The organism is Saprospiraceae bacterium (assembly GCA_016716185.1).
Taxonomy (GTDB): Bacteria; Bacteroidota; Bacteroidia; order Chitinophagales; family Saprospiraceae; genus Vicinibacter.
Genome location: JADJWV010000002.1, coordinates 1,282,231 through 1,303,924 on the forward strand (window position 1 = coordinate 1,282,231; position 21,694 = coordinate 1,303,924).

20 protein-coding genes are annotated in these 21,694 nt (G+C 41.5%); 14 read left to right on the forward strand and 6 right to left on the reverse strand.

Going from position 1 to position 21,694, the window contains the following annotated elements; all coding sequences use genetic code 11:
• The first annotated feature begins 169 nt into the window (after positions 1-169).
• From IPM34_06785 to IPM34_06795, 3 genes are all read left to right on the forward strand, one after another.
• On the forward strand, positions 170-526 hold the full coding sequence (locus IPM34_06785; GenBank protein ID MBK8955245.1) for a hypothetical protein: 357 nt from the start codon (positions 170-172) through the stop codon (positions 524-526).
• A gap of 169 nt (positions 527-695) precedes the next feature.
• Positions 696-1,109: a hypothetical protein gene (locus tag IPM34_06790; protein MBK8955246.1), complete on the forward strand. Its 414-nt coding sequence runs from the start codon at positions 696-698 to the stop codon at positions 1,107-1,109.
• Positions 1,110-1,291: 182 nt separating this feature from the next.
• Positions 1,292-2,194 (forward strand): YitT family protein, encoded by a 903-nt coding sequence (locus IPM34_06795; GenBank protein MBK8955247.1) that lies wholly within the window; start codon positions 1,292-1,294, stop codon positions 2,192-2,194.
• Between the two features lie 50 nt (positions 2,195-2,244).
• Here the strand turns inward: IPM34_06795 and ygiD are convergent, their stop codons facing one another.
• Positions 2,245-3,129: a 4,5-DOPA dioxygenase extradiol gene (gene ygiD, locus IPM34_06800; GenBank protein MBK8955248.1), complete on the reverse strand. Its 885-nt coding sequence runs from the start codon at positions 3,127-3,129 to the stop codon at positions 2,245-2,247.
• Between the two features lie 592 nt (positions 3,130-3,721).
• Positions 3,722-4,702 (reverse strand): polyprenyl synthetase family protein, encoded by a 981-nt coding sequence (locus IPM34_06805; protein ID MBK8955249.1) that lies wholly within the window; start codon positions 4,700-4,702, stop codon positions 3,722-3,724.
• Between the two features lies 1 nt (position 4,703).
• Between IPM34_06805 and IPM34_06810 the strand changes: the two genes are divergently transcribed.
• A complete protein-coding gene (locus tag IPM34_06810) occupies positions 4,704-6,419 on the forward strand; it encodes an amidohydrolase (GenBank protein ID MBK8955250.1) in 1,716 nt (571 codons plus the stop codon).
• 178 nt (positions 6,420-6,597) lie between these two features.
• On the opposite strand, the gene IPM34_06815 is transcribed toward IPM34_06810, so the two are convergent.
• The 4 genes from IPM34_06815 to IPM34_06830 all read right to left on the reverse strand — a co-directional run bounded on the left by IPM34_06815 (position 6,598) and on the right by IPM34_06830 (position 10,805).
• Positions 6,598-8,784, reverse strand: a complete 2,187-nt coding sequence (locus IPM34_06815) for a hypothetical protein (protein MBK8955251.1) — start codon at positions 8,782-8,784, stop codon at positions 6,598-6,600.
• Between the two features lie 381 nt (positions 8,785-9,165).
• Positions 9,166-9,714 (reverse strand): hypothetical protein, encoded by a 549-nt coding sequence (locus tag IPM34_06820; GenBank protein ID MBK8955252.1) that lies wholly within the window; start codon positions 9,712-9,714, stop codon positions 9,166-9,168.
• Positions 9,715-9,876: 162 nt separating this feature from the next.
• Complete coding sequence (locus IPM34_06825; protein MBK8955253.1) at positions 9,877-10,350, reverse strand: tryptophan-rich sensory protein; 474 nt, start codon at positions 10,348-10,350, stop codon at positions 9,877-9,879.
• The gene (locus IPM34_06830) at positions 10,347-10,805 is read right to left on the reverse strand and encodes an SRPBCC family protein (GenBank protein MBK8955254.1); all 459 of its coding nucleotides are present in this window, start codon (positions 10,803-10,805) and stop codon (positions 10,347-10,349) included. Before IPM34_06830 ends, IPM34_06825 begins: the two co-directional genes overlap by 4 nt.
• Positions 10,806-10,961: 156 nt before the next feature.
• On the opposite strand from IPM34_06830, the gene IPM34_06835 reads away from it, so the two are divergent.
• The 10 genes from IPM34_06835 (at position 10,962) to IPM34_06880 (ending at position 21,689) form a co-directional block, all read left to right on the forward strand.
• Positions 10,962-11,156 (forward strand): hypothetical protein, encoded by a 195-nt coding sequence (locus tag IPM34_06835; protein MBK8955255.1) that lies wholly within the window; start codon positions 10,962-10,964, stop codon positions 11,154-11,156.
• Between the two features lie 70 nt (positions 11,157-11,226).
• Positions 11,227-11,907, forward strand: a complete 681-nt coding sequence (locus IPM34_06840; protein ID MBK8955256.1) for a hypothetical protein — start codon at positions 11,227-11,229, stop codon at positions 11,905-11,907.
• A gap of 280 nt (positions 11,908-12,187) precedes the next feature.
• The gene (locus IPM34_06845) at positions 12,188-13,234 is read left to right on the forward strand and encodes an IS5 family transposase (GenBank protein ID MBK8955257.1); all 1,047 of its coding nucleotides are present in this window, start codon (positions 12,188-12,190) and stop codon (positions 13,232-13,234) included.
• Between the two features lie 297 nt (positions 13,235-13,531).
• Entirely contained in the window at positions 13,532-13,963 is a 432-nt protein-coding gene (locus IPM34_06850; GenBank protein ID MBK8955258.1) for an Rrf2 family transcriptional regulator, read from the forward strand.
• A 90-nt stretch (positions 13,964-14,053) separates the two neighbouring features.
• On the forward strand, positions 14,054-14,491 hold the full coding sequence (locus IPM34_06855; protein MBK8955259.1) for a c-type cytochrome: 438 nt from the start codon (positions 14,054-14,056) through the stop codon (positions 14,489-14,491).
• A gap of 12 nt (positions 14,492-14,503) precedes the next feature.
• The gene (locus tag IPM34_06860) at positions 14,504-15,838 is read left to right on the forward strand and encodes a cbb3-type cytochrome c oxidase subunit I (protein MBK8955260.1); all 1,335 of its coding nucleotides are present in this window, start codon (positions 14,504-14,506) and stop codon (positions 15,836-15,838) included.
• A gap of 21 nt (positions 15,839-15,859) precedes the next feature.
• Complete coding sequence (locus IPM34_06865; GenBank protein MBK8955261.1) at positions 15,860-17,551, forward strand: c-type cytochrome; 1,692 nt, start codon at positions 15,860-15,862, stop codon at positions 17,549-17,551.
• Between the two features lie 65 nt (positions 17,552-17,616).
• Positions 17,617-19,611, forward strand: a complete 1,995-nt coding sequence (locus tag IPM34_06870) for a TonB-dependent receptor (protein MBK8955262.1) — start codon at positions 17,617-17,619, stop codon at positions 19,609-19,611.
• A 4-nt stretch (positions 19,612-19,615) separates the two neighbouring features.
• A complete protein-coding gene (locus IPM34_06875; GenBank protein MBK8955263.1) occupies positions 19,616-20,863 on the forward strand; it encodes a hypothetical protein in 1,248 nt (415 codons plus the stop codon).
• Positions 20,864-20,912: 49 nt separating this feature from the next.
• Positions 20,913-21,689 carry a CbbQ/NirQ/NorQ/GpvN family protein gene (locus IPM34_06880; GenBank protein ID MBK8955264.1) on the forward strand — a complete coding sequence of 259 codons (777 nt, stop codon included), beginning with the start codon at positions 20,913-20,915 and terminating at the stop codon, positions 21,687-21,689.
• Positions 21,690-21,694 lie beyond the last annotated feature (5 nt).

The window sequence follows — 21,694 nt, forward strand, 5'->3', positions numbered from 1 at the left end:
AAATCAACCAAGTATAAAAATATAATTTGATTTAGCATCCAGCATTTTATCCCAATGGACTAAATGTTCATCATCAGTTGTAGTCACTTTATCATTCACAAAGGGAAATTCGATTAGTGAAAGACTACACACAGGCTCCAATGATTTAAATTTGTAAATAAAAAAACAGATGCTACATTACAAAGCGCTTTTTTTAAGTCCTATGATCCCGACCTACAATCTGGTTGGGACGGGCAGATTTTTTAAAGAAGTTCTTGGTTTTAAACCACAAATGGAGACTGATAAATATTCTATCTTTGAAAAGGATGAACGAACTGTTCATCTGTTACCGGCCGGTGAGGATATTGGACAAATGGAATTTTACCTGGAAGTGGATGATATCGATGCATTATGGCTTGAAATAGAAAGCCTGATCCAACACATGAAGCATAGAAAACCATTCAATCAGGAATACGGTATGCGGGAAATACATATCGAAGTGCCTTTTACAAAAACGCTCCTGTTTATTGGACAGTCAATCACTTGATGGATTATTTTTTTCGATATTTCGAAGTTGCACTTTTTTTACTGCTTCTCACCTTAAGCCTTACGCCTTAAGCCTTAGGCCTTGAGACTTGAGCCTTCCGCCATTAGCCTTAAACCTCTAATCTCCCTTTCTCCCAATTCTAATTATCTTTAATGCAAATTTCCTAATCATGAATCCAATACTAAAAAACATTCTTGCAGTTGTAGCTGGTCTCATCGTAGGCAGCATTGTCAATATGGGAATCATTATGATGAGTGCCTCTGTGATCCCCCCACCGGAAGGGGCTGATGTTACCACCATGGAAGGCCTGAAAGCTTCAATGTCTTTATTTCAGCCCAAACATTTTATCATGCCTTTTTTAGCTCATGCATTGGGAACCCTCGTGGGAGCTTTCATATCCGCCAAGATTGCAGCTAACAAGCCATTTGTAATGGCGATGGTGGTCGGCGTATTTTTTCTTGCCGGCGGAATAACCAATGTCATTCAATTGCCTTCTCCGGTTTGGTTTACGATCCTGGATCTGGTGGGTGCATATTTACCAATGGCTTTTATCGGATTTAAATTGTCCGGCAGATCATCCTGATAGATCTGAATATTCGGTAAAAATTCGGTTAAAAATTCTTTCATTGGAGGCGGCACATTTTTGAAACGATGGGTTCGCGGTTTGTGAATTTATCTTTAAGTAATTCGAGGCGAATTAAAGCCTGAAGATCACAAGGGCACTTCTTTGCTGTAAATGAACTTAATGATTAAAAAGAAACTTGGATGAAGAGAATATTAAAAATACACGAAAACGAATTTATACGGCGAACCATCCTTCACAGACAGATCAAAGACGTATTGTTTATTTCCCTGGGAGTGTTTATGGCTGGTATCGGACTGAAATGCTTTTTACTGCCCAGCCATTTTCTCGATGGTGGTGCAATGGGTGTTTCTCTGTTGTTGAACATACAGACCGGAATTGGACTGTCCTTTCTCATCATATTGGTTAATCTTCCGTTTATTATTTTAGGTACAAGACAAATCTCGCTTCAATTTGGTATTAAAAGCAGCCTGGCCATCATTGCTTTGGCAATGCTTGTTTATTTTGTCGAATTTCCGGTCGTTACTGTCGACAAACTGCTGATCGCAGTTTTCGGTGGATTTTTTTTAGGTGCGGGCATAGGATTGTCAATCCGGGGAGGATCTGTAATCGATGGTACTGAAGTACTTGCAATAGCTGTTAGCAGGCGCTCGAGTTTGACCGTTGGTGATTTTATTGCAGTGTTCAATATTGTTTTATTTGCTGTGGCTGCTTTAATTGTAAATATCGAAACCGCTATGTATTCGATGCTCACTTATCTGGCTGCATCCAAAACGGTTGATTTTATCATCAATGGTATTGAAGAATATATTGGAATCATGATTGTGTCTGAGGCATCCGAAGATATCAAACAAACCATTGCCGATAAAATTGGCCGCGGATTTACGGTATTTAAATCGGAAGGCGGACATGGAAAAAAAGGAACTTCGCTGGAAGATAAAAATGTACTTTTTTGTGTAGTCACGCGACTTGAAGTGACCCGGGTGCTGCTCGAAATCGATAAAATAGATCCCGATGCATTTGTGATTCAATACCCAATCAAAGATACCCGTGGCGGCATGATCAAGAAACGACCATTGCATTGATTGGATTCACTGAAACCCCTTTTACCCTTTTCCTCTTTCAAGCGTTTTCCTTAACCTACCCGAATAGAAGTCATCGTCAACGATCCACCAACAGCTTTGTCATTGAAGAGTTGGAGTTTTTCATTTTTGTTTTGTAAACCCAGGGTATAAAGTAAGGGCAAATAATGTTCTGCTGTAGGGATGGCAAGTTGAAAAGCTTTTCCCTGCTTCTGATAATCGATGAGTTTTTGATGGTCACCACTCAACAGATAATTTTTCATTTTTTCTTTGGCTTCCAATGCCCAGTCAAAGGCATAATCGATTTTATTCAACTTATCCCATGCAACCAATCCCAAATTGTGTACCATGTTGCCACTGCCAATGATTAAAATTCCTTTTTTGCGCAGCGCCTGTAACTCCCTTGCCAGTTCGTAATGAGCTTGCGGACTTTTTCTGAGGTCCAGACTCAATTGAATGACCGGAACATCCGCTTTAGGATACAAATGTTTAATGACCGTCCATGCACCGTGATCGAGTCCCCATTGCTGATCCAATCCGATCTCGGTTTTTGTAACTAAGCTTTTAATTTCTTTGGCCAACGTGGGATTTCCAGCAGCCGGATATTGTTGTTCATAAAGTGCTTTCGGAAATCCACCGAAATCGTGAATGGTCCGTGGTTTGGCCATGGCTGTTACAAAACTTCCATCCGTTTCCCAATGCGCTGAAATACAAACAATGGCTTTGGGTTTGGGCAAAGTTTTGGCAATATTTCTGAAGCCTTGTACAAATTCATTTTCTTCAATGGCATTCATCGGACTTCCATGTCCTAAAAACAAGACAGGCATTTTCGGACCGCTATCCAGATCATCGACCAATTTTTCAAGAGCATTTAAAGGTAGGAGACTTGCAGTGACCGGGATCATGGCCAGACTTTGTAAAAACTCATTTCTTTTCATTCATTGCCAACAAATTCATCAAATATTAGTTTGCTGCCCTGGGCCATCTTAACATTTATTTTTTAACCTGAACGCAATTTCGCGTTTAGGATGCCCGCGTTAAAATCACAATCCTACATCGCATTCCAGAAGCAAAAGTTGGAACTAACAATTGTTAGATGATGCAAAAGTATCTGTTTAGGCTTCTTTCATTCCAGGATCTAAATTTGAATGAATGTTCTGATCAAATTGAGCAAAAGGCCTATAAGCCTCCATGCCTACAAGCCTCCATCCCGATAAAATTGCATAATATTTTAGTAAAGAAATAATTCTTTATATTTTATCGGGACTAAAAGCCTCCACGCCTCCAGCCCTCCATCCCGATAAAATTGCATAATATTTTAGTAAAGAAATAATTCTCTATATTTTATCGGGACTCCCAGCCTACACGCCTACATGCCTACATGCCTCCACGCCTCCGCGCCTCCATGCCTCCATGCCTCCACGCCTAAATGTCAAAACCCCTAAATTTTTCTTCAAAAATTCCGTTGCTTATCGCTTCCAGCTTATCGCTTCCAGCTTATCGCTTCCAGCTTATCGCTTCCAGCTTTCTCTACTTTTTTCGTTCCAGTATTTGTTGAATGAATTCACGGAGTTGTAAACGCACCACATCGCTTACCTCCAATTCCTGTATCAATTTAAATGATTGGACTTTGTAATTTAAAAATCGTTCTCTCAATTTTTCGCGGACCGGATATTGCATCAAATAACTTTCAACGATTTGAATTCTTTTCAACGGATCCTGTTCTTCCTGATAGGTATGGAGGAATGTCTTTTTTTCAATTGGATCCAGGTGTTCGGCCAATTCGAGGATCAATCCGGATTTTTTACCTCTTCTGATATCACCGGCATACACTTTTCCAAAAGCTGCGTTTTCAGAATAATAGTCCAGCCAATCGTCTTCCAGTTGAAAGCCGATGCCAGCCTGAATTCCGAGCTCATACAATGCATCCGCCAGATCGGCTCTCTGACTGATCAAAGCGGCCATTTTAAAACAAGCGGCCAGCAAGACAGCCGTTTTGAGGCGGATCATTTCGATGTATTCACTCAAATTCACAACTGACCTCGTCTCAAATTCCATGTCCATAGCTTGCCCTTCACAGACTTCCTTCGCCGTTTGCAATAAGAGATCGGTAAGGCCTCCAACGCCACTGATCTGTTCGGTGATGCGCAGAGAACGCATGGCATCGATAAGCATTACATCTCCGGATAAAATGGCTGCATTCACACCGAATTTTTTATGTACGGTTGCCTGCGATCTTCTGAACTCCGAGGCATCCATGATATCGTCGTGCATCAAGGAGAAATTGTGAAACAGTTCGATGCCGTAAGCTGCATGCAGCGATGCATCTGCATTCCCGTTCAATAATTTGCTGACCAGCAGGAGAGCGATAGGCCGTATTCTTTTTCCTCCCAGTGAAAGGATATAATCTATGGGTTTGTATAAACTGTCCGGGCCTGATTTGTCGGCAGACTCCTGAACAAATTTTTCAAACATCTTGAGTAACTCTTCGCCGGGGCTTACATTTGCCATAATGAAGGCAAAACTAAATCCAATATTCATTTTTTGTATTCTTTTCGCGGTGGCATTTTCCTGCAGAAAGGAGGATAAGGCAGATCTTATTCTGCATGGCGGACAGATCTACACGGCTAATCCCGGCGATGAGCTAATTTCCGCAATGGCTGTCGGTAAAGGACGCATTTTGAAAACAGGAGATTTCGATCAGTTGAAAGAGCTTGTAGGTCCATCCACAGAAGTCATAGATCTTTCCGGTGCTTTTCTTATGCCGGGTCTGATCGAAGGTCACGGACATTTTTTAGGTCTGGGGCAGAGTCTGATGTCGCTGAATCTTTTATATTCTACATCCTGGTCGGATGTTATTGAAAAAACCAAAGTTGCGGTGGAACAGGCGGAACCCGGTCAATGGATTGATGGTCGCGGCTGGCATCAGGAAAAATGGAAAGACGAAGCAGAGATGAAGTACAATGGTTATCCTTATCACGATGCATTGAGTGCAGTGAGTCCCGACCATCCGGTTGTATTGATACATGCTTCCGGTCATGCGCTCATGGCAAATAAAAAAGCCATGGACCTGGCAGGAATAACTCCTGAAAGTAAATCACCTGCAGGAGGAAGAATTGTGAAAGATCCCAATGGAAAACTAACGGGTGTTTTTGAAGAGAATGCCATGGCGCTGATCCAATCAGCTCAGCAAATTGAAGAACAAAAGAGATCCCAACAGGAAAGGGAATCGGAAATTCGAAGGCAGGCCATCGCCGCATCCAATGCTTGTCTGGAATACGGCATCACCAGTTTTCAGGATGCGGGTTCAGATTTGAATGAGATCCGGATTCTCAAAAATTTATGCGATTCGAATTTACTCAATACGCGAATGTGGGTCATGTTGTACGCCAATCCGAAGGATATGGAAGAAAAAATAAAATCATTGCCAATCGAGTTGAATGCTCACACTAATTTTTGTGTGAAAGCAGCAAAGGCCTATGTGGATGGAGCATTGGGTAGTTATGGCGCATGGATGCTGGAAGACTATGAAGATAAACCGGATCACTTCGGACAAAACACCATGTCGATTGAAGACCTCGATAGAATTGCAGCCTGGTGTCAACAAAAAAATTTACAATTATGCGTACATGGAATCGGCGATCGTGCAAACCGGGAAATCCTCAATGTATTTGAGAAACATTATCCGCCAAACAGTTCAGAGGATCATCGCTGGCGAATTGAACACGCGCAACATCTGGATCCGGATGATATTCCGAGATTTAATCAATTGAAAGTGATTGCATCGATGCAAGCGGTACATTGTACTTCTGATGCGCCTTTTGTCGAAAAAAGATTGGGTGAAAAAAGAGCACGGGAAGGATCTTATGCCTGGAGATCCCTCATCGATTCAGGCGCAAAACTGGCTAACGGAACCGACTGTCCGGTGGAATCTGTCAATCCTTTCGAATGTATGTATGCAGCCATTACCCGAAAACGTCTGGATAACGGACTCGAGTTTTTTTCTGAACAAAAAATGTCAAGAATTGAGGCATTGCGATCTTACACCATTTGGAATGCCTATGCTGCAAAAGAAGAAAACATCAAAGGCAGTCTCGAACCCGGCAAATTAGCCGACTTCATTATTTTGGATCGAAACCTGCTCACCTGCAGTGACGAAGAACTCGCCAAAACGAAAGTGCTGAAGGTGTATCTGGGAGGGAAGGAGGTGACGAAGGCGATAAGGTAAAAAGGTGAATGGGGCTCAAAGCTGAACGCGAAAAGCTAAAAGCCTCTAAGCCTAAAAGCCTCCATGCCTAAAAGCCTCCATGCCTCCAAGCTTCCAAGCCTAAACGCCTCCAAGCCTAAACGCCAAGACATCGAAACGTCGAAAAGTCAAAACTTCTAAAGGTCAAAAAGTCAAAACCTCAATATGTCAACCTCGTCTGGCTTGTACGGGACATATACAGTTTTACAACCTTCAGGCTCAATTCATCTGTGTCTTCTAGGATTATCATTTTTTCTCCCTGTTGAATTTTTCGGGACAACAACTTCACGCCGGTGAGGGAGTATAATTCGCAAAGGGCCTGTGCTGACAATGCATTATCAAATTCGATATAGATTTTATTTCCAGCACGCCAGGTATAAAAATTAATTTCAGAACCATGAATGTCTTCTTGATTTACGGACTCTACATCAATTAAACCAATCGCATCAATCTCATTATATCCAGGTACAGCAGGTGAATTTATAGCAACCCTGATTTGACTTACTTTAAAATCTGTGGGGCTAAAATTTACTTGAAAAATCCTGGCGGTTGCTGGTGCAGGTGCTGCATTTCCGACATAAAGTGGTATCCATTGATTCGTATTAGGATTTAAGGCAAACACTGTATCAACTGCTCCAGGGTAGTAGGTTTCAAAAACTGCGACACCTTTTATTTTTGAAGGAAAGTCATATCCCAGATGAAGGAACTCTCTTCTTCCATCTGCCGTAGAAGATGCCCACGCAGATGCAAAATCGCCATATCTGGGATATACATTAGGTGCATATTTTACCTGGCTTGCAGAATAATCTGTTGGTGAATATTCGCTGCTTGCCTGATATACAATTCCTGCAAAGCGATATTTGTATTCACTGTTAAATTCTATTTTTTCCGCAGCGCTAAAAACCCGGTTTCCATATTGTCCAACATTCGCCAAACGAATGTAATATGTCCCATTGGATATTTTTCTAAAATCCAAAAGCGTTGAATCTGAGTTGATGGCCTTCTCATATTCAATAGAGGCAAAATCCTGGGTTTTTGATAATTGGAACAAACGGCCGATGCCTATATGCTTTCCGGTACTGCTTACTAACAAAGGATAATCGTTGTTAGTTTCTATGCTTTTTATTTCCGGAGGCAACCAAAGCCCTTCCTCTGTCGTGACAAGTAACAAGCCATACTTGATACTCCCGAAATATACTTCGCCACCACCGGCAAATACTGGCTGCCCGAATCGATTGATGAGTTTGATATTTCTTTGGTATCTTAATGGATTGGTGGAGTATCCTTGTTGTAAAATAGCTCCTGAAGGTAAATGCAGATTGATGCCATACTTTACATCATAGCCCTCGTCAAACTGGAAATACAACTTATCGGATTTTTCATATATCCAACTGATTAGATTGTCATTTACATCGCCTGGGAATTTATCAGCCAATACAAGTTGAGATTCCAATTTTAAACCGGATTGAGAGCATTTTAATAAAAAGCCTTGTGAATTCCCAATTGAAGACTTCCTGGCTTCCCCAGCTATCCAGATGCTGCTGTCTTTTGAGGCACAAATTGACAGGGGATAAGCCACAGTGGAATCGCCCTGAGCAAATTTTCCGGAGAAGTATACATTTTTCCAAATTAAACTTCCCAGTTTTGATACTTTAAATACAACAGCCCGATCTCGATCCCAATCCGTCCTTTGGAACCCAGCTATGGCATAATGGTGATCGGCAGTTTCAGCGATCGTATTCATTGACAAAATGGCTTCCTCATCGCTTTTAAACTGTTCAGTGAACAACACTGTTCCTGAGGAGTTTAATTTAACCAGTTTGCCGATATTCAAAACAAAGTCAATATCATGACCAACAACAACAACATTGTTGTCTGAATCTGTGATCATATCGCTTTCACCGGTTATTCCGTGTATTCCAATATAGGTTTTCCATAGCAAATCTCCTGATGCATTTATTTTCACAACAAAACCCCGGTATTCATTAATACCCAAGCCCAAATAGGAGCTTTCTCTACCCAAAACATAACAATCCCCATCTTGACTTAAGCTAATGCTACCACTTATCCAGGTGTAGGGATTTCCGGCAGCGTTAACGCCATCCCTGTTGAATTTCTTTTGCCAAATGATATTTCCTGAATAATCAATGCGCAACACCCACAATTCAGTATGATCTACAAATTGTAAATATCCTGCAGCATAATAGCCATCATTACGTTCAACAACATCAATGATATAACCCGCACTTCCGGTTTCAGGTTCTATCAGAAGATTTACAATATTTTGAGTATGGACAACTCCAATCACTACGAAAAAAGATAATAAAAAAATCAATGATTTATGCATACCTATTTTTTAAGAAAAATAGAGCATGGACATAAGAAAATAAGTGATTTCCCTTAGCCTCCTAGATGATATTGGTTTCGGAAGGACCAATGGAATTAAAGATGTTAGAACTTAAGGTTTAAAGGTAAAAAGGGGAAAAGGGGAAAAGGTGAATGGAACTCAAAGCTGAACGCGAAAAGCTTAAAGAAATAAAGGCTTTGGCGAAAATCTTAAACCCCTCCACGCCTAAAAGCCTCCACGCCTACAAGCCTACACGCCTAAAAGCCTCCCAGCCTAAAAGCCTCCATCCCGATAAAATTGCATCATATTTTAGTAAAGAAATAATTCTCAATATTTTATCGGGACTCCACTCCTCCAAGCCTAAATGTCGAAACTACGAAACTACTTTCCTCCTCGGTTCATCCACCATCCCAGCCAGCAACCTACCAAACCCCAGATCACAACGGTGTCGAGCAGATAAACAATCGAATTGGTTTCAAACCAGATCCGGTTGGTGTACGTGATGCTCAGGTAACCGATGAATCCAACAGCAAGTGAACTGCTGAGAATCGTTTTAAAACTCGTTTCGCGGAATTGCGTGAGCAACCAGATCAATAAAAAGGCAGCAAGCAAATCAACTGTAATTCCGCGAAGCATATTTGTGCCCATGCTCATTTCCATGGATTTGTGGTATTTGATCATCGCCCAGGGTTTACCCATCATGTCTTTCATTGCGGTTTCGTGTTGGTCTTGTGTGCTACCGGGTGGGAGTGTGGGTAGGTAGTAATTACCATCTTCCGTAAGATTTGCATGAAGGGCAGCCAGGATAGCGTCCTGATTTGGGGTGTAGGTGAATTCAGCACCATGCAGATTCAGCATGCCCCAGGTCATAAATTGCCAGATGAAGATGATCAGTCCGGCAACAGCAGTAGCGATCAATTGATTTTTCATAGTTGATGATTTTGTTTTGAAGGACTAAAATACAAATAATTGCGGATGGGAATTGAATTTGCTGTGGGCAGGTGGTTGAAAATTTAAATTCAACACCACAGAATGAAAGTTTTAAGTAAGCTTATTTATGGAATTGAAAACAAGAGTCAAGGCCAATATTATTCAAGCTGCATTCAGCTGCCAAATGCTAGCATTGAGTATGGACGCGAAGCTTACCCACAACAAATATGGAAATAGCAGCCAGGCTGCTTTTGCTTGTATGGAGTAAAATTTTTTGAATGTCCAGATGATGGTAATCCACAACATTAAAATTTCCAAAAATGCAAAACCGGGATGATGAAATCTGAAAAAAATAAATGACCAGCTTAAATTGAGCAGGAGTTGCAATCCAAAAACAGCCAGTGCTGAATTTTTAAGAGGATGATTACTCTGGTGGATCAATCCCGCCGCATACCCCATCATCAGATAGAGTATTGTCCACACAGGTCCAAATATCCAGGATGGTGGATTCCAGGTGGGTTTGACCAGATCGGCGTACCATTGATCCGGACCTGCCATACTGAAAAATCCGCTTGCGCTTCCCAGGATCAGGCAAATGAAAGCGGAGATTATGGGAATGACGATTTCTTTTTTCATAGGGAAGATGGAAATAATTCGTGGATTTTATGTTCGCGATAATTAAAAATGTCCCGAACTTTTTGGTGCACAAACAGTTTGCCTGCCATCCATCCCAGGATGGATTTTCCGATGTCGTAATACAGGATATCGGTCATCAGAACACCGCTCTCCAATTTTTTAAAATGATGTTCGTGATGCCAGTAAGCGTATGGCCCTTTTATTTGTTCATCGACAAAATAACTCTTTTCTTTCATGTGGGTAATTTCCGTGATCCACTCGACCGGGAAACGCACCATCGGAGTAATCTGATAACGGATGATCAGGCCTTCGTACATTTCAGGAGGGCATTCGCTCAATATTTTAAAGTGCAGGGCTTTGGGTGTGAGGGCATTCAGATTTGCAGGAGAGGAAAAGAATTTCCAGGCCTGTTCTAAATCGACAGGTATGACGAGTTCGCGACGTAAATAATGCATGCCGTATTTTCAACATCAAAGCAGTGAAAAGGTTTTGGGCTCTCGGTGAAAGGATTGGGCGGTCCAGGCTTTTAAATTTATTAGTTGAAAATCGAAATTGTTAGGTGCAATGGTTTATATTTTCTAAATTCGCTTCACGTAACCATACCAGCGATCATGGTAGAAAATCCATTTCAAATTTCGGTTTGGAAAATTTCGATGATCCTGGCACCGCTCTTTCTTGCGATCAGCCGGATTTACCGGGAGGGAGCTGTACTCGGCGAAACAGAAGTTGTACTTCAGATTTTAGGTTCTTTTTTTGTGCAAGAACCAAGGATAGGGTTAGAGATGTCGAAACGCTGTGATGAATGACAAGGAGTTTTAACCAGGGAATGACATCAGATTCCAAGCTGTAATTTTAAACAGTCAAAATATGCCAAAGATGAAAATCCATTTTGTGTATGTTATGTTGCTTTTTGCAATATTGTCCTGCAAGCCCACTATTTACAATGTAGATAGTAGACCTAATATTTTTTGCGAATGTCGTGGCGGAAGTCTCCAGTATCAATTGAAGGATGCAGATCGAAGCAGCGTAACATTTGACCCGGCTTCGTCAGTTAGTGAAATCTCTGAAGAAATTGGTCCCGGGGGTCAAACGGTCGTCCGTTATAGAGTTTGCGAATCAGGATCAGCAACAATTTCAGCAGTCAATGGAAATGGAACATCAACGCATACAGTTCACTTTCAGAAGGTTTCCGAACCTTCCGGTTTCAGTGGCGAGATGATTCCTTTGTGTGTCGGGTCCAGATTTGATGGTTGGTCCTGGGTTCCTGCATTTGACGCAGCGCTGCTTGAGCCCTATCCAACGGACGGTGAGCTGGTGGCCATTCGCATCAGCGTGGACCGGCCTGGTACGTTCCGGTATGGCTCCAGAACGATTGAGGTTCTGCCTGGAGGTCACACATTTAACGAATTTGCAGGTTTGAATCCAAATGCATCTCAGTATGAATTTATCGCAGCCTTGAATCCGGATGAACAATGTGCTGAATCCGGATCAGTCTTGCCTTCAGGCCGCAGGCCACCGCGCAGTTTCCCGATCAGCATCCAGGTCACATGTCCTTGAACCTTGTATTTTGCATTTCCGATACTTCTTCAATACTTTGAAAATTGAAGTAAATACGACATCAGCAAGGGTTGGGATTATCCTTCTTACATTAACGCGAATTATAAGGATGCTGCAAACGCTTTCTTGTTTACCATTTTATATTCACGAATTTTACACAGGCATGCAATTGTACTATAGCTAATTTATCAATAGTTGTTAATGTCTTGTTATTCAAATTGGAAATTAAGGGGACTTCTAAATATTCATAAAAATACCTATCTTTTGGGAAAAATTCTATATGGCCAAAATCATTACACCAAAGCAACAACTTGAGCTATTTGAGTGGGATGCGCTTGTTGAAAAACTTCGTTCTTTTGATAAAGATCCATTAGCTAAGCTTAACGATTACATCAGATTTGAATATTTTCGAAAGGAGCTGGAAAAAATTGTTAAAAGAACGGGAGAAGGTCCCGGCAGGCCATCTTATGATGTAGTGATGATGTTCAAGTTATTAATTGTTCAAAGAATATATGATTTAAGTGATGAATCAATGGAATTCCAAATAGCAGACCGGACAAGTTTTAAATTATTTTTAGGAATACGAGGAACGGATCAGATTCCTGACGCAAGAACAATCTGGTCGTTCAAGAATGAATTGAGTTTAAAGAAGGCGGATAAAAGGTTATTCAAAAAACTGGATCAACTATTACACCAGAATAGGGTAATAATAAATAAGGGTAGTATTGTAGATGCTCATATTGTAGAAAGCGAAATTAACCGCAATAGTAAAGAGGATAATGACTTAATAAAGAATGGGCAAATACCACAAGAATGGGAGGACAACCCAAATATTGGAAGACAAAAAGATTCCGATGCCCGCTGGGTAAAGCACCATAATCGCAAAGCCTACGGCTATAAAGATCATGTGAAGATCGATAAAAACACCAAACTGATTACCAACTATGAAATAACCCCTGCGAATGTTTATGATGGTGAAATGACGGATGTATTGATAGAAAAACGGGATAAAGGAAAACGCTTATATGGAGATTCGGCAAGCTGGGATTTCCGAGAACGAATCCGGAAGAAAGGGATGATACCTTGTATAAATCAGAAAGGAAGAAGAAACCGTCCATTAAACGACAGGGAGCAAGACAGAAATACGAACTTATCAAGAACACGTGCACGAGTTGAACATGTATTTGGTTGTATCACCACGATGTTTGGAAAAATGAAATTACGATGCATAGGTAAAGTAAGATCTTCTTTTCAAATTGGACTGACAAACATAACATATAATTTATTCCGGATTATCCAACTAAAAAGAAAAGTAGCATGGGCATAGTGTGCCCGGAACTGAAAAATCACAAATAAATTCACGAAATTGTTGAAAACCGGATCGAAATTGTTGAAAAACCTTGCTTGCAAAAGCTCCATTCTAGCCTTTGAAGTTTAAATGAATATCATTTGAACAAATGAAACGAACTTTTTTAATAAATAGAAGTCCCCTTAATTTTATAATAAGCAGAAAAACAAATGTTTATACTTGGATTTAAAAATACAAATAGCATTGTTTTTGTGAATAGGACAAATTTGTCCGATTTGAGAAACTAAATGCCTTAAAATTTTGTTAAAATGGTGTATGTTGTCAAAGGCTAGTAAATACGCGTTGAGGAGTTTGATTTACATCTGTCAACAAGCAAAAAATGGTGAACGCGTCACCTTGCAGGAAGTTGCAGATTCCATTAAATCACCCGCAGCATTCACATCCAAAATCCTTCAAAAATTAGTGGCTGCAGATATTATCCAATCCACCCGGGGCGGAGGAGGAGGTTTTACTTTGGAAAAATCAAAAGTTGGAAAAATCCGATTGATAAATATCATCGATGCGATTGAAGGAAGTGAATTATTCGATCATTGTTTTTTAGGCCTCCCTCAATGTTCAGATAAAAAACCATGCCCGGTTCATCATTTGTATAAACCCATTCGCAAAGAAATTCATGAAAGTTTGTTGAACGTGACCTTGGAGGAAGTCCTTCAACAACCGGGTCGATTGCGATTGGAAATTCAGTAAAAAATTTTTGATTTTAAATTGGACAAAAGTGTCCAATTGTTTATAAATAAGATAAATTAATCCTAATTCTTTAATTGTAAATCCTAAATTATGTTATCTAAAAGTCAAGCAAGAACGTTTTTCTTAGGGGGGACCATTGTCACATTTGTGGTCTTCCTGGGTCTTTCCTGGCACACTTTAGCTCAGGAAGTACCTAAACAAACCAACGAAGCAGGACTTACCGATCAGGTAATCCGCGGAAAGCATCTTTGGGAATCCAACAACTGCATGGGTTGCCACACTATTTTTGGAGAAGGTGCATACTATGCTCCCGAACTAACGCGCGTTATTGATCGGAGGGGAGATGCTTATGTTAAAACAGTACTTACCTCAAAAGTGCCATGGTCACCTCGTGGAAGGAAAATGGTCGCCTATGGGTTTTCCGAAAACGACGCAAACGATTTGGTAGAATTTTTTAAGTGGACCAATACGGTAGACCTCAATGGCTTTCCTCCAAAACCGAAATTCAAAACAACACAAAACCAATAAAATCCCTGTATTATGAAATATCAATCACAAAAAGTGGCTTACTGGTTTTTCGCATTCTCGATGCTTTTGTTAAGCCTTCAGATTATTTATGGATTCATCATGGGCTTTGCACATATGGGCTTTGATGGATTACACGATTTTATACCTTTTAATACGGCGCGTGCTGTTCATACCAACCTCCTGGTTGTATGGCTGTTGTCGGGATTCATGGGCGCGGCTTATTACATCATTCCGGAAGAAGCAGAGCATGAATTGGTCAGCGTGAAGTGGGCTTACATCCAATTGATTTCTCTGGCCGTAGTTGGGGTGGCTGCTGTGGCAGGCTACCATTTTAATTATTGGGAAGGAAGAAAATTCCTGGAGATACCAAGACCTCTGGATTATCTGGTTGTCGTCAATGTTTTATTGTTTCTCGGCTTAATTCTCGCAACCTTATACAAAGGAAAAAAGAAAACGACCACTTCTCTGGTAATGACCATGGGTTTGGTTTTTGCAGCCTTGCTTTATTTACCCGGAATGATTTGGTTTGATAATCAAACCATGGATTCATTTTTTCGTTGGTGGGTGGTTCACCTTTGGGTTGAAGGGGTTTGGGAATTGATTATGGGAGGAATTTTAGCATTCCTGTTGATCAAGATTACCGGAGTCGACCGGGAAGTAATCGAAAAATGGTTGTACGTCATCGTTGGTCTGACCTTCATCTCAGGAATTTTAGGAACGGGTCACCACTATTACTACATCGGTACGCCAAAATATTGGCTGATCATTGGTGGAATATTTTCAGCAATGGAGCCACTTGCATTTTTAGGTATGGCATTGTTTGCCATTGCCATGTACCGCAAAGGCGAAAAGAAACACCCCAATAAAGTTGCTTTGCAGTGGACTCTGGGCACCGCCATTGTTTCTTTTGTAGGTGCAGGATTGCTCGGTCTGGCTCACACCCTGCCTCAGGTAAATTTATGGACGCACGGAACATTGGTTACGGCCATGCATGGTCATCTTGCATTTTGGGGGGCCTATGGCATGATCGTCTTGGCCATCATCAGTTATACCATGCCCAACATGACCGGTCGAAAACTTTACGACTCCAACAACAGCACATTGGCATTCTGGTTATCCAACATTGGCATGATCGGGATGACCACCGCATTCGCTGCCGCCGGGGTGGGACAAGTATATATGGAACGTATCATGGGTATGGAATTCGGTGATGCACAGAAAGAAATACAGGTTCACTTTTTCATTCTGGTTTTAACCGCTTGCCTGTTTACATTAGGCATATGCATGTTTATCTATGAATTTATTCGTTACGGGAAACCTACTGACGAAGCGCTTGAAATCCGTTAAAAAATTAATTTATCATCAACTATGAAAAATCTTATAATAAAAATTTTATCACTCGTTTTATTGGCAATTATCATCACTCCCTGGACAGGCTGTAAGCAAAAGGAATCAAAGTACAAAGTTTCTGAAGAAGCCATAAAAGCTTCACAAGGCAAATCGGCCGGACCTCAAATAGATATTTCGGAAGACGAAATGGCAACTGCAGCCAACATTTATTTCGATCGGTGTGCCGGATGTCATGGTGCAAAACGCAAAGGAGCTACAGGTCCTTCCTTGTTGCCCGATGGCGATGGAAAATATGCGGCCACTAAAACCCTGGGCTCTGTAGGATTAAGGGCTTTCATCGAAAATGGAACACCTAATGGGATGCCCGAATGGCGCGGTATCTTAAAGGACGAGGAGATTGAACTGTTGACTCGCTTTTTGCAAGTAGAACCCCCTGCCATTCCACCACTTGAAATGGCCGATATCAAAGCCACCTGGAACCTCATCGTTCCGGTCGATCAGCGCCCAACGGCCCCGCAACATAAGAGAAACATTAAAAATTATTTTGGTGTCATTATGCGGGATGCAGGCAAAGTGGCGATTGTCGATGGAGATACCAAGGAGCAATTGGCAGTTTTAAAAACGGGATTTGCCGTACACATCTTAAGACCTTCTGCCAGTGGTCGTTATTTCTATTCCATTGGCCGCGACGGAAAAATTTCGATGATCGACTTATATCCTAACGTTCCTCAGGTAGTAGCTGAAGTAAAAACAGCATTTGATGCGCGTTCTGTAGATGTGAGTAAATACAAAGGGCCAAAAGGCGATTTCATTGATAAGTACATCATTGGCGGAGGTTACAACCCGTCACAATTTGTGATTTTCGACGCACTCACGTTGGAACCCTTGAGTGTAACCCATACGAGTGGTGAAGCATGCGATGGCGAAAAAGAATTTGTTGAAGAAGCTCGCGTGGCATCTATTGTTGCTTCTCATACAGATCCGTTGTGGGTAGTAAATGTGAAGGAAACCGGAATGGTGTGGTTGGTCGATTATACCGACCCGAAAAATCCCGGAATTTCAAAAATACCTACATCCCGTTTTTTACATGATGGAGGTTTTGAATCAACAGGTAAGTATTTTCTCGTAGCGGCCAATGCCAATAACAAGGTGGTCGTCATCGATGTGCCCAACAAAAAGCTGGAAAAAATAGTTGACGTAGGAAAAACTCCTCATCCGGGTCGCGGTGCAAATATTAAGAACAAATATGGGAATCTCTGGGCAACGTGTCACCTGGGAGACAATACAGTTTCATTTATTAAAACCAATCCGGGGCCTGATCAATGGACTGTAGTCAAGACTTCACAAATGCCTGGAACCGGAGGAGGCGCGCTGTTTTTAAAGTCACATCCCAAATCAAAGAACTTGTGGGTAGATCGCGCATTGAATCCGGATTCTACATTAAACTCTGCAGTGTATGTATTTGATGTGAATTCTCTTGACTTCAAGAAAAAAATACAGATGCCGGATGGAGCTCACGGAAGAATGGTGCATATGGAATACAACATGGCAGGGGATGAAGTATGGATTTCCGTTTTCATGGGAAAAAAGAGTGCGCTGCTCATATACGACGACAAAACCCTTAAATTGAAAAAAATGTTTTCTGGCGATTGGGTGGAGAATCCAACAGGAAAATTTAATGTGAATAATACGGTCGCAGACGTGTATTAAAAGACAGTAGTTGGGGGAGCAGTTTCAAGGCTGCTCCCTCTATTTAAAATTTCAATCACTAATGTATGAGGAAGGTATTGGCGCATTGGCTACTGATGTCATGTATTTGCACTTATGGAGTGCCATTACTCGCGCAGCAAGACAGCATTATAGAATATCAATTAGGTGAAACGGTAATTACCGCCCAGGCTTCGCCTACCAAAGACAAGAATGCCATTTACAAAGTACACGTAATCAACCACCGGCAGATCCAATCATCCGGTGCTGTGAATCTACGCGAGCTTATCGTGCAAGAGCTGGGTTTGAATAGTTCGCAGCGTTCGGTTTTTGGTGCCAGCATCGAAATGCAAGGTATTTCCAAAGAAAATATTAAAATTTTAGTGGATGGTGTCCCGGTGATCGGGCGATTGAATGGGATCATCGATTTACACCAGATACCACTAACGAACGTACGTAAGGTTGAAATGATACGCGGGCCGGTATCTGTATTTTATGGCAGCGATGCCCTGGGAGGCGTGATCCATTTGATAACTCAAAAGGAATTCGAAAATAAATGGAATGGCCAGGTTTCAGCTTATCGCGAAACGACCAACGCCAATCAGGTAAATGGACGCCTGGCCTTCCAGGATGGTCGGCATCAGGTTGCAGTATTTGGAGGCGTATATGCATTTGATGGATTCAGCACAGGAACTGCAAGCCGCGTCGAAGACTGGGAGGAAAGAAATCAATGGAATGCCGGTTTCAATTATACCTATCGGTGGGCTGCCATGAACCTTGCTTATCAAGGCTCCATTTTTAATGAGAAGTTATTTTCTCTGGGAGATACCCTGGTCTCCAGATCCGGGATAAAGAGTTTGACGGATGTGGAGTACAGCACAAGTCGGTTTAATCATCAGATTTCATTCAATGGAATGCTCAAGCCGGGTTATTTTGTGGATCTGACTGCGGCATACCAAAAATACGAGCGATTTCACGATAATTTTAATATCAATTTGACTTCCGGATCTTCAACACCTTCGAAAACCGATACGCGGGATGAGAATATTGAAACCTTTGATTTAATGCATTTGCGCGGAGTGTTTTCTCAAACCAAAGAACATCGTTCCATCAATTGGTCCATAGGGTTGGAGTTGCAAAGCGAAAACAACGAAGGTATGCGGATCGTCGATTCAAGTAAGACTATTTTTACTGCGGCAGGATTCGCTTCGCTCACAGCGCGAATAGGTAAGCACATTCAATTGCAACCGGCATTCCGGATTTCAAATAACGATGTTTACGGAACGACGGTAGTGCCTGCTTTGAATGGGCGTTGGACTCTGGGCAATTCACAAGTTTTCAGATTGGGTTTGTCGCGAGGTTTTCGCGCACCCGGCATCAAAGAGCTGTTTCTGAATTTCAAAGTGGCGGCAGGGCCGGCGACCTATACCATTTTGGGAAATTCGGATTTGAAGACCGAAGTTTCCAATCACTTTTCGGTTCATCATATTTGGAGTATGAATAGCGATGATCGGCTGGAGTCGGACATTTTCTACAACCACATCGACGATTTGATCGTGCTGAGTGAATTGGTAAACAATTCTAGAAATTACATCAACATCGAGCAATATCGCTCATTGGGTTTTAATGCTCGTTTTATTCATGAAGAAGGACAAAGGTGGTCATTCCAAACGGGTGTTGGCTTGATCGGGCGTTACAATAAATTATCCGCCGATTATGACCTGCAAACATTTGATTACGCACCGGAGCTGACCACAGCTGTGCGTTACACTCTGCCGGGTATTCAATTCCGGTTCATGTTAAACTACAAATACAACGGCAAAGTTCCGGGATACCTGATAGAAAATCAACAAGTGGTTAAAGTAAACAAGGAAGATTTTCATCAAATGGAATTCAACATAGCAAAGAGTTTATTTTCTGAAAAACTGGAATTGCAGTTAGGCGTAAAAAATATATTTGATGTAGAAAATATCGAAACATTCCGGGATACTGGTGAAGCGCATTCCTCAAATTTGCAACTTTGGGGCCGCAGCTATTATTTAATGTTCAATATAAAATTTTAAACAAATGAAAAAAATTGGGTTGGTATTATTATTATGCTGGTGTTATGTATTGCAGGCACAAGAGTTCACTTCCAATCTGGATTTGCGATTCAGATTTGAGCAACGTCATGGGTATTCGCAGTTGATTCCCGATTCCGTGCAGGGTGTAGGTTTGATTTTGCAAAGAACTCGTCTGAATTTTGATTTTAAATCCCATAAATTAAAAGTGAGAATTGCGCCTCAAAATTTCAGAGTGTGGGGAGACGTGTTGACTAATGCCAAAAGCGATTTTGGAAATGCCTTTCACGAAGCATATGGCGAAGTCGAATTCAATGAGACTTTTGCTTTGAAACTTGGTCGGCAGGAAATTGTGCTGGATGATCACCGCATTTTTGGCAATGTGGACTGGACGATGCAAGGGCGGAGCCACGATGCGGCTTTGTTGCTCATCAAATGCGATTCCAACCAGCATCTTAAAATAGGCGTTGCTTATAATAACAGCGGAGAATCTATATTCAGGACCACCTACAGCCTGAATCAATACAAATCAATGCAATTTTTATGGTATCATTTGGACGTTCAAAAGAAATTTGGTCTGAGTGCTTTATTTTTAAACAATGGCTTGGCTTACCCCAATTTTGTGAATGTCGAGCAAAAGATAGAATATTCACAAACAGCAGGATTGCGACTGAATTATGGGAAAGGAAAATTTAGCGCTGATGCATCACTTTACTGGCAGTTTGGAAAATTGTATCAACGAAACCTGAGTGCTTCCTATTATGCGGTAAATGTTGCCTTCAAACCGGTAAGTAGTTTAATGATCGGGGCAGGCATAGAATACCTGTCCGGAAAGTCAACCAACGACACATCCGATGAATCCAAATCATTCAGTCCCTTGTATGGCACCAACCATAAATTTAACGGACATATGGATTACTTCTATGTTGGGAATAATTTCAACAGCGTAGGATTGACCGACCTGATGATGAGAATTGGATACGAAGCAAATAAATTCAGCATGAAACTGGAGCCCCATTATTTTTTGACCGCTGAAGACCTGGGTACTCTGGATAAATATCTGGGAACGGAAGTTGATTTTTCGATGGCGTATAAATTGTATAGCAACGTGCAATTGACCGGTGGGTTTTCGGTTATGCTGGCCACCGAAACTATGGAAGCCCTGCGTGGGAAAAGCAAAGATAACTTCAACTACTGGGCTTGGGTTGGAGTGCACATCAATCCAAAGTTGTTTTCATTTTCATTCGACAAATAAATGCATGATAAACGAAGTCAATACAAGACCTTTGAACGGAATGTCGCATATGGTGAATAAACCTTATTACCGTGCCGTGTGGAAGGAGCAGGAAGTTTTCAGAATGGCCTTCAGTCAGCGTCTTCCCTTATTAATAAAAGGACCTACCGGATCGGGGAAATCGAGATTTGTGGAAGCCATGGCTTATGAATTGGAAAAGCCCATGATCACAGTAAGCTGTCATGAGGAAACGTCATCGACCGATTTGATTGGTCGATTCGTGATCAAAGGTGCAGAAACAGAATGGGTCGATGGTCCTTTGTGCAAAGCCATGAAGGAAGGGATGATCCTCTATCTCGATGAAATTGCCGAAGCCAGACCAGATGTCATTGTTGCGATTCATCCTTTAACCGATCACCGACGCAGTTTATTTGTCGATAAACTGGGTATTACTTTGCAGGCACATCCTGAGTTTATGTTGGTGGCTTCATTTAATCCCGGTTATCAACGTGGCTTCAAAGAATTAAAACCCTCAACACGTCAGCGATTCGTGGCGTTGAGTTTTAATTATCCTGTACCGGAAATTGAGGAAGAAATTCTGGTCAATGAGACGAAAATTGATTTGACAACTGCAAAAGCGCTTGTTAAAATTGGCAACAAGATTCGGAATTTAAAAGAACTGGGACTTGCTGAAACTGCATCTACGCGATTGATGGTGGATGCTGCAAAATTGATTTGCAGTGGTTTGCCTAAAAGGTTGGCGGTTCGCGTTGCCATTATAGAACCCCTGAGTGACGATCCAGAAATCATTCAAGCCATTGCAGATGTAGCTGATCTGTTAATTTAAGTTAG

Excerpts from the sequence above, each read along its gene's own strand:
- IPM34_06850 (MBK8955258.1), top strand. The coding sequence starts at position 13,532 with ATGTTGTCAAAGGCTAGTAAATACGCGTTGAGGAGTTTGATTTACATC.
- IPM34_06880 (MBK8955264.1), top strand. The coding sequence starts at position 20,913 with ATGGTGAATAAACCTTATTACCGTGCCGTGTGGAAGGAGCAGGAAGTT.
- IPM34_06865 (MBK8955261.1), top strand. The coding sequence starts at position 15,860 with ATGAAAAATCTTATAATAAAAATTTTATCACTCGTTTTATTGGCAATT.
- IPM34_06830 (MBK8955254.1), bottom strand. The coding sequence starts at position 10,805 with ATGCATTATTTACGTCGCGAACTCGTCATACCTGTCGATTTAGAACAG.
- IPM34_06820 (MBK8955252.1), bottom strand. The coding sequence starts at position 9,714 with ATGAAAAATCAATTGATCGCTACTGCTGTTGCCGGACTGATCATCTTC.
- IPM34_06855 (MBK8955259.1), top strand. The coding sequence starts at position 14,054 with ATGTTATCTAAAAGTCAAGCAAGAACGTTTTTCTTAGGGGGGACCATT.
- IPM34_06870 (MBK8955262.1), top strand. The coding sequence starts at position 17,617 with ATGAGGAAGGTATTGGCGCATTGGCTACTGATGTCATGTATTTGCACT.
- IPM34_06835 (MBK8955255.1), top strand. The coding sequence starts at position 10,962 with ATGGTAGAAAATCCATTTCAAATTTCGGTTTGGAAAATTTCGATGATC.
- IPM34_06875 (MBK8955263.1), top strand. The coding sequence starts at position 19,616 with ATGAAAAAAATTGGGTTGGTATTATTATTATGCTGGTGTTATGTATTG.
- IPM34_06805 (MBK8955249.1), bottom strand. The coding sequence starts at position 4,702 with ATGGCAAATGTAAGCCCCGGCGAAGAGTTACTCAAGATGTTTGAAAAA.
- IPM34_06860 (MBK8955260.1), top strand. The coding sequence starts at position 14,504 with ATGAAATATCAATCACAAAAAGTGGCTTACTGGTTTTTCGCATTCTCG.
- IPM34_06795 (MBK8955247.1), top strand. The coding sequence starts at position 1,292 with ATGAAGAGAATATTAAAAATACACGAAAACGAATTTATACGGCGAACC.
- IPM34_06785 (MBK8955245.1), top strand. The coding sequence starts at position 170 with ATGCTACATTACAAAGCGCTTTTTTTAAGTCCTATGATCCCGACCTAC.
- ygiD (MBK8955248.1), bottom strand. The coding sequence starts at position 3,129 with ATGAAAAGAAATGAGTTTTTACAAAGTCTGGCCATGATCCCGGTCACT.
- IPM34_06810 (MBK8955250.1), top strand. The coding sequence starts at position 4,704 with ATGAAGGCAAAACTAAATCCAATATTCATTTTTTGTATTCTTTTCGCG.
- IPM34_06815 (MBK8955251.1), bottom strand. The coding sequence starts at position 8,784 with ATGCATAAATCATTGATTTTTTTATTATCTTTTTTCGTAGTGATTGGA.
- IPM34_06845 (MBK8955257.1), top strand. The coding sequence starts at position 12,188 with ATGGCCAAAATCATTACACCAAAGCAACAACTTGAGCTATTTGAGTGG.
- IPM34_06840 (MBK8955256.1), top strand. The coding sequence starts at position 11,227 with ATGAAAATCCATTTTGTGTATGTTATGTTGCTTTTTGCAATATTGTCC.
- IPM34_06790 (MBK8955246.1), top strand. The coding sequence starts at position 696 with ATGAATCCAATACTAAAAAACATTCTTGCAGTTGTAGCTGGTCTCATC.
- IPM34_06825 (MBK8955253.1), bottom strand. The coding sequence starts at position 10,350 with ATGAAAAAAGAAATCGTCATTCCCATAATCTCCGCTTTCATTTGCCTG.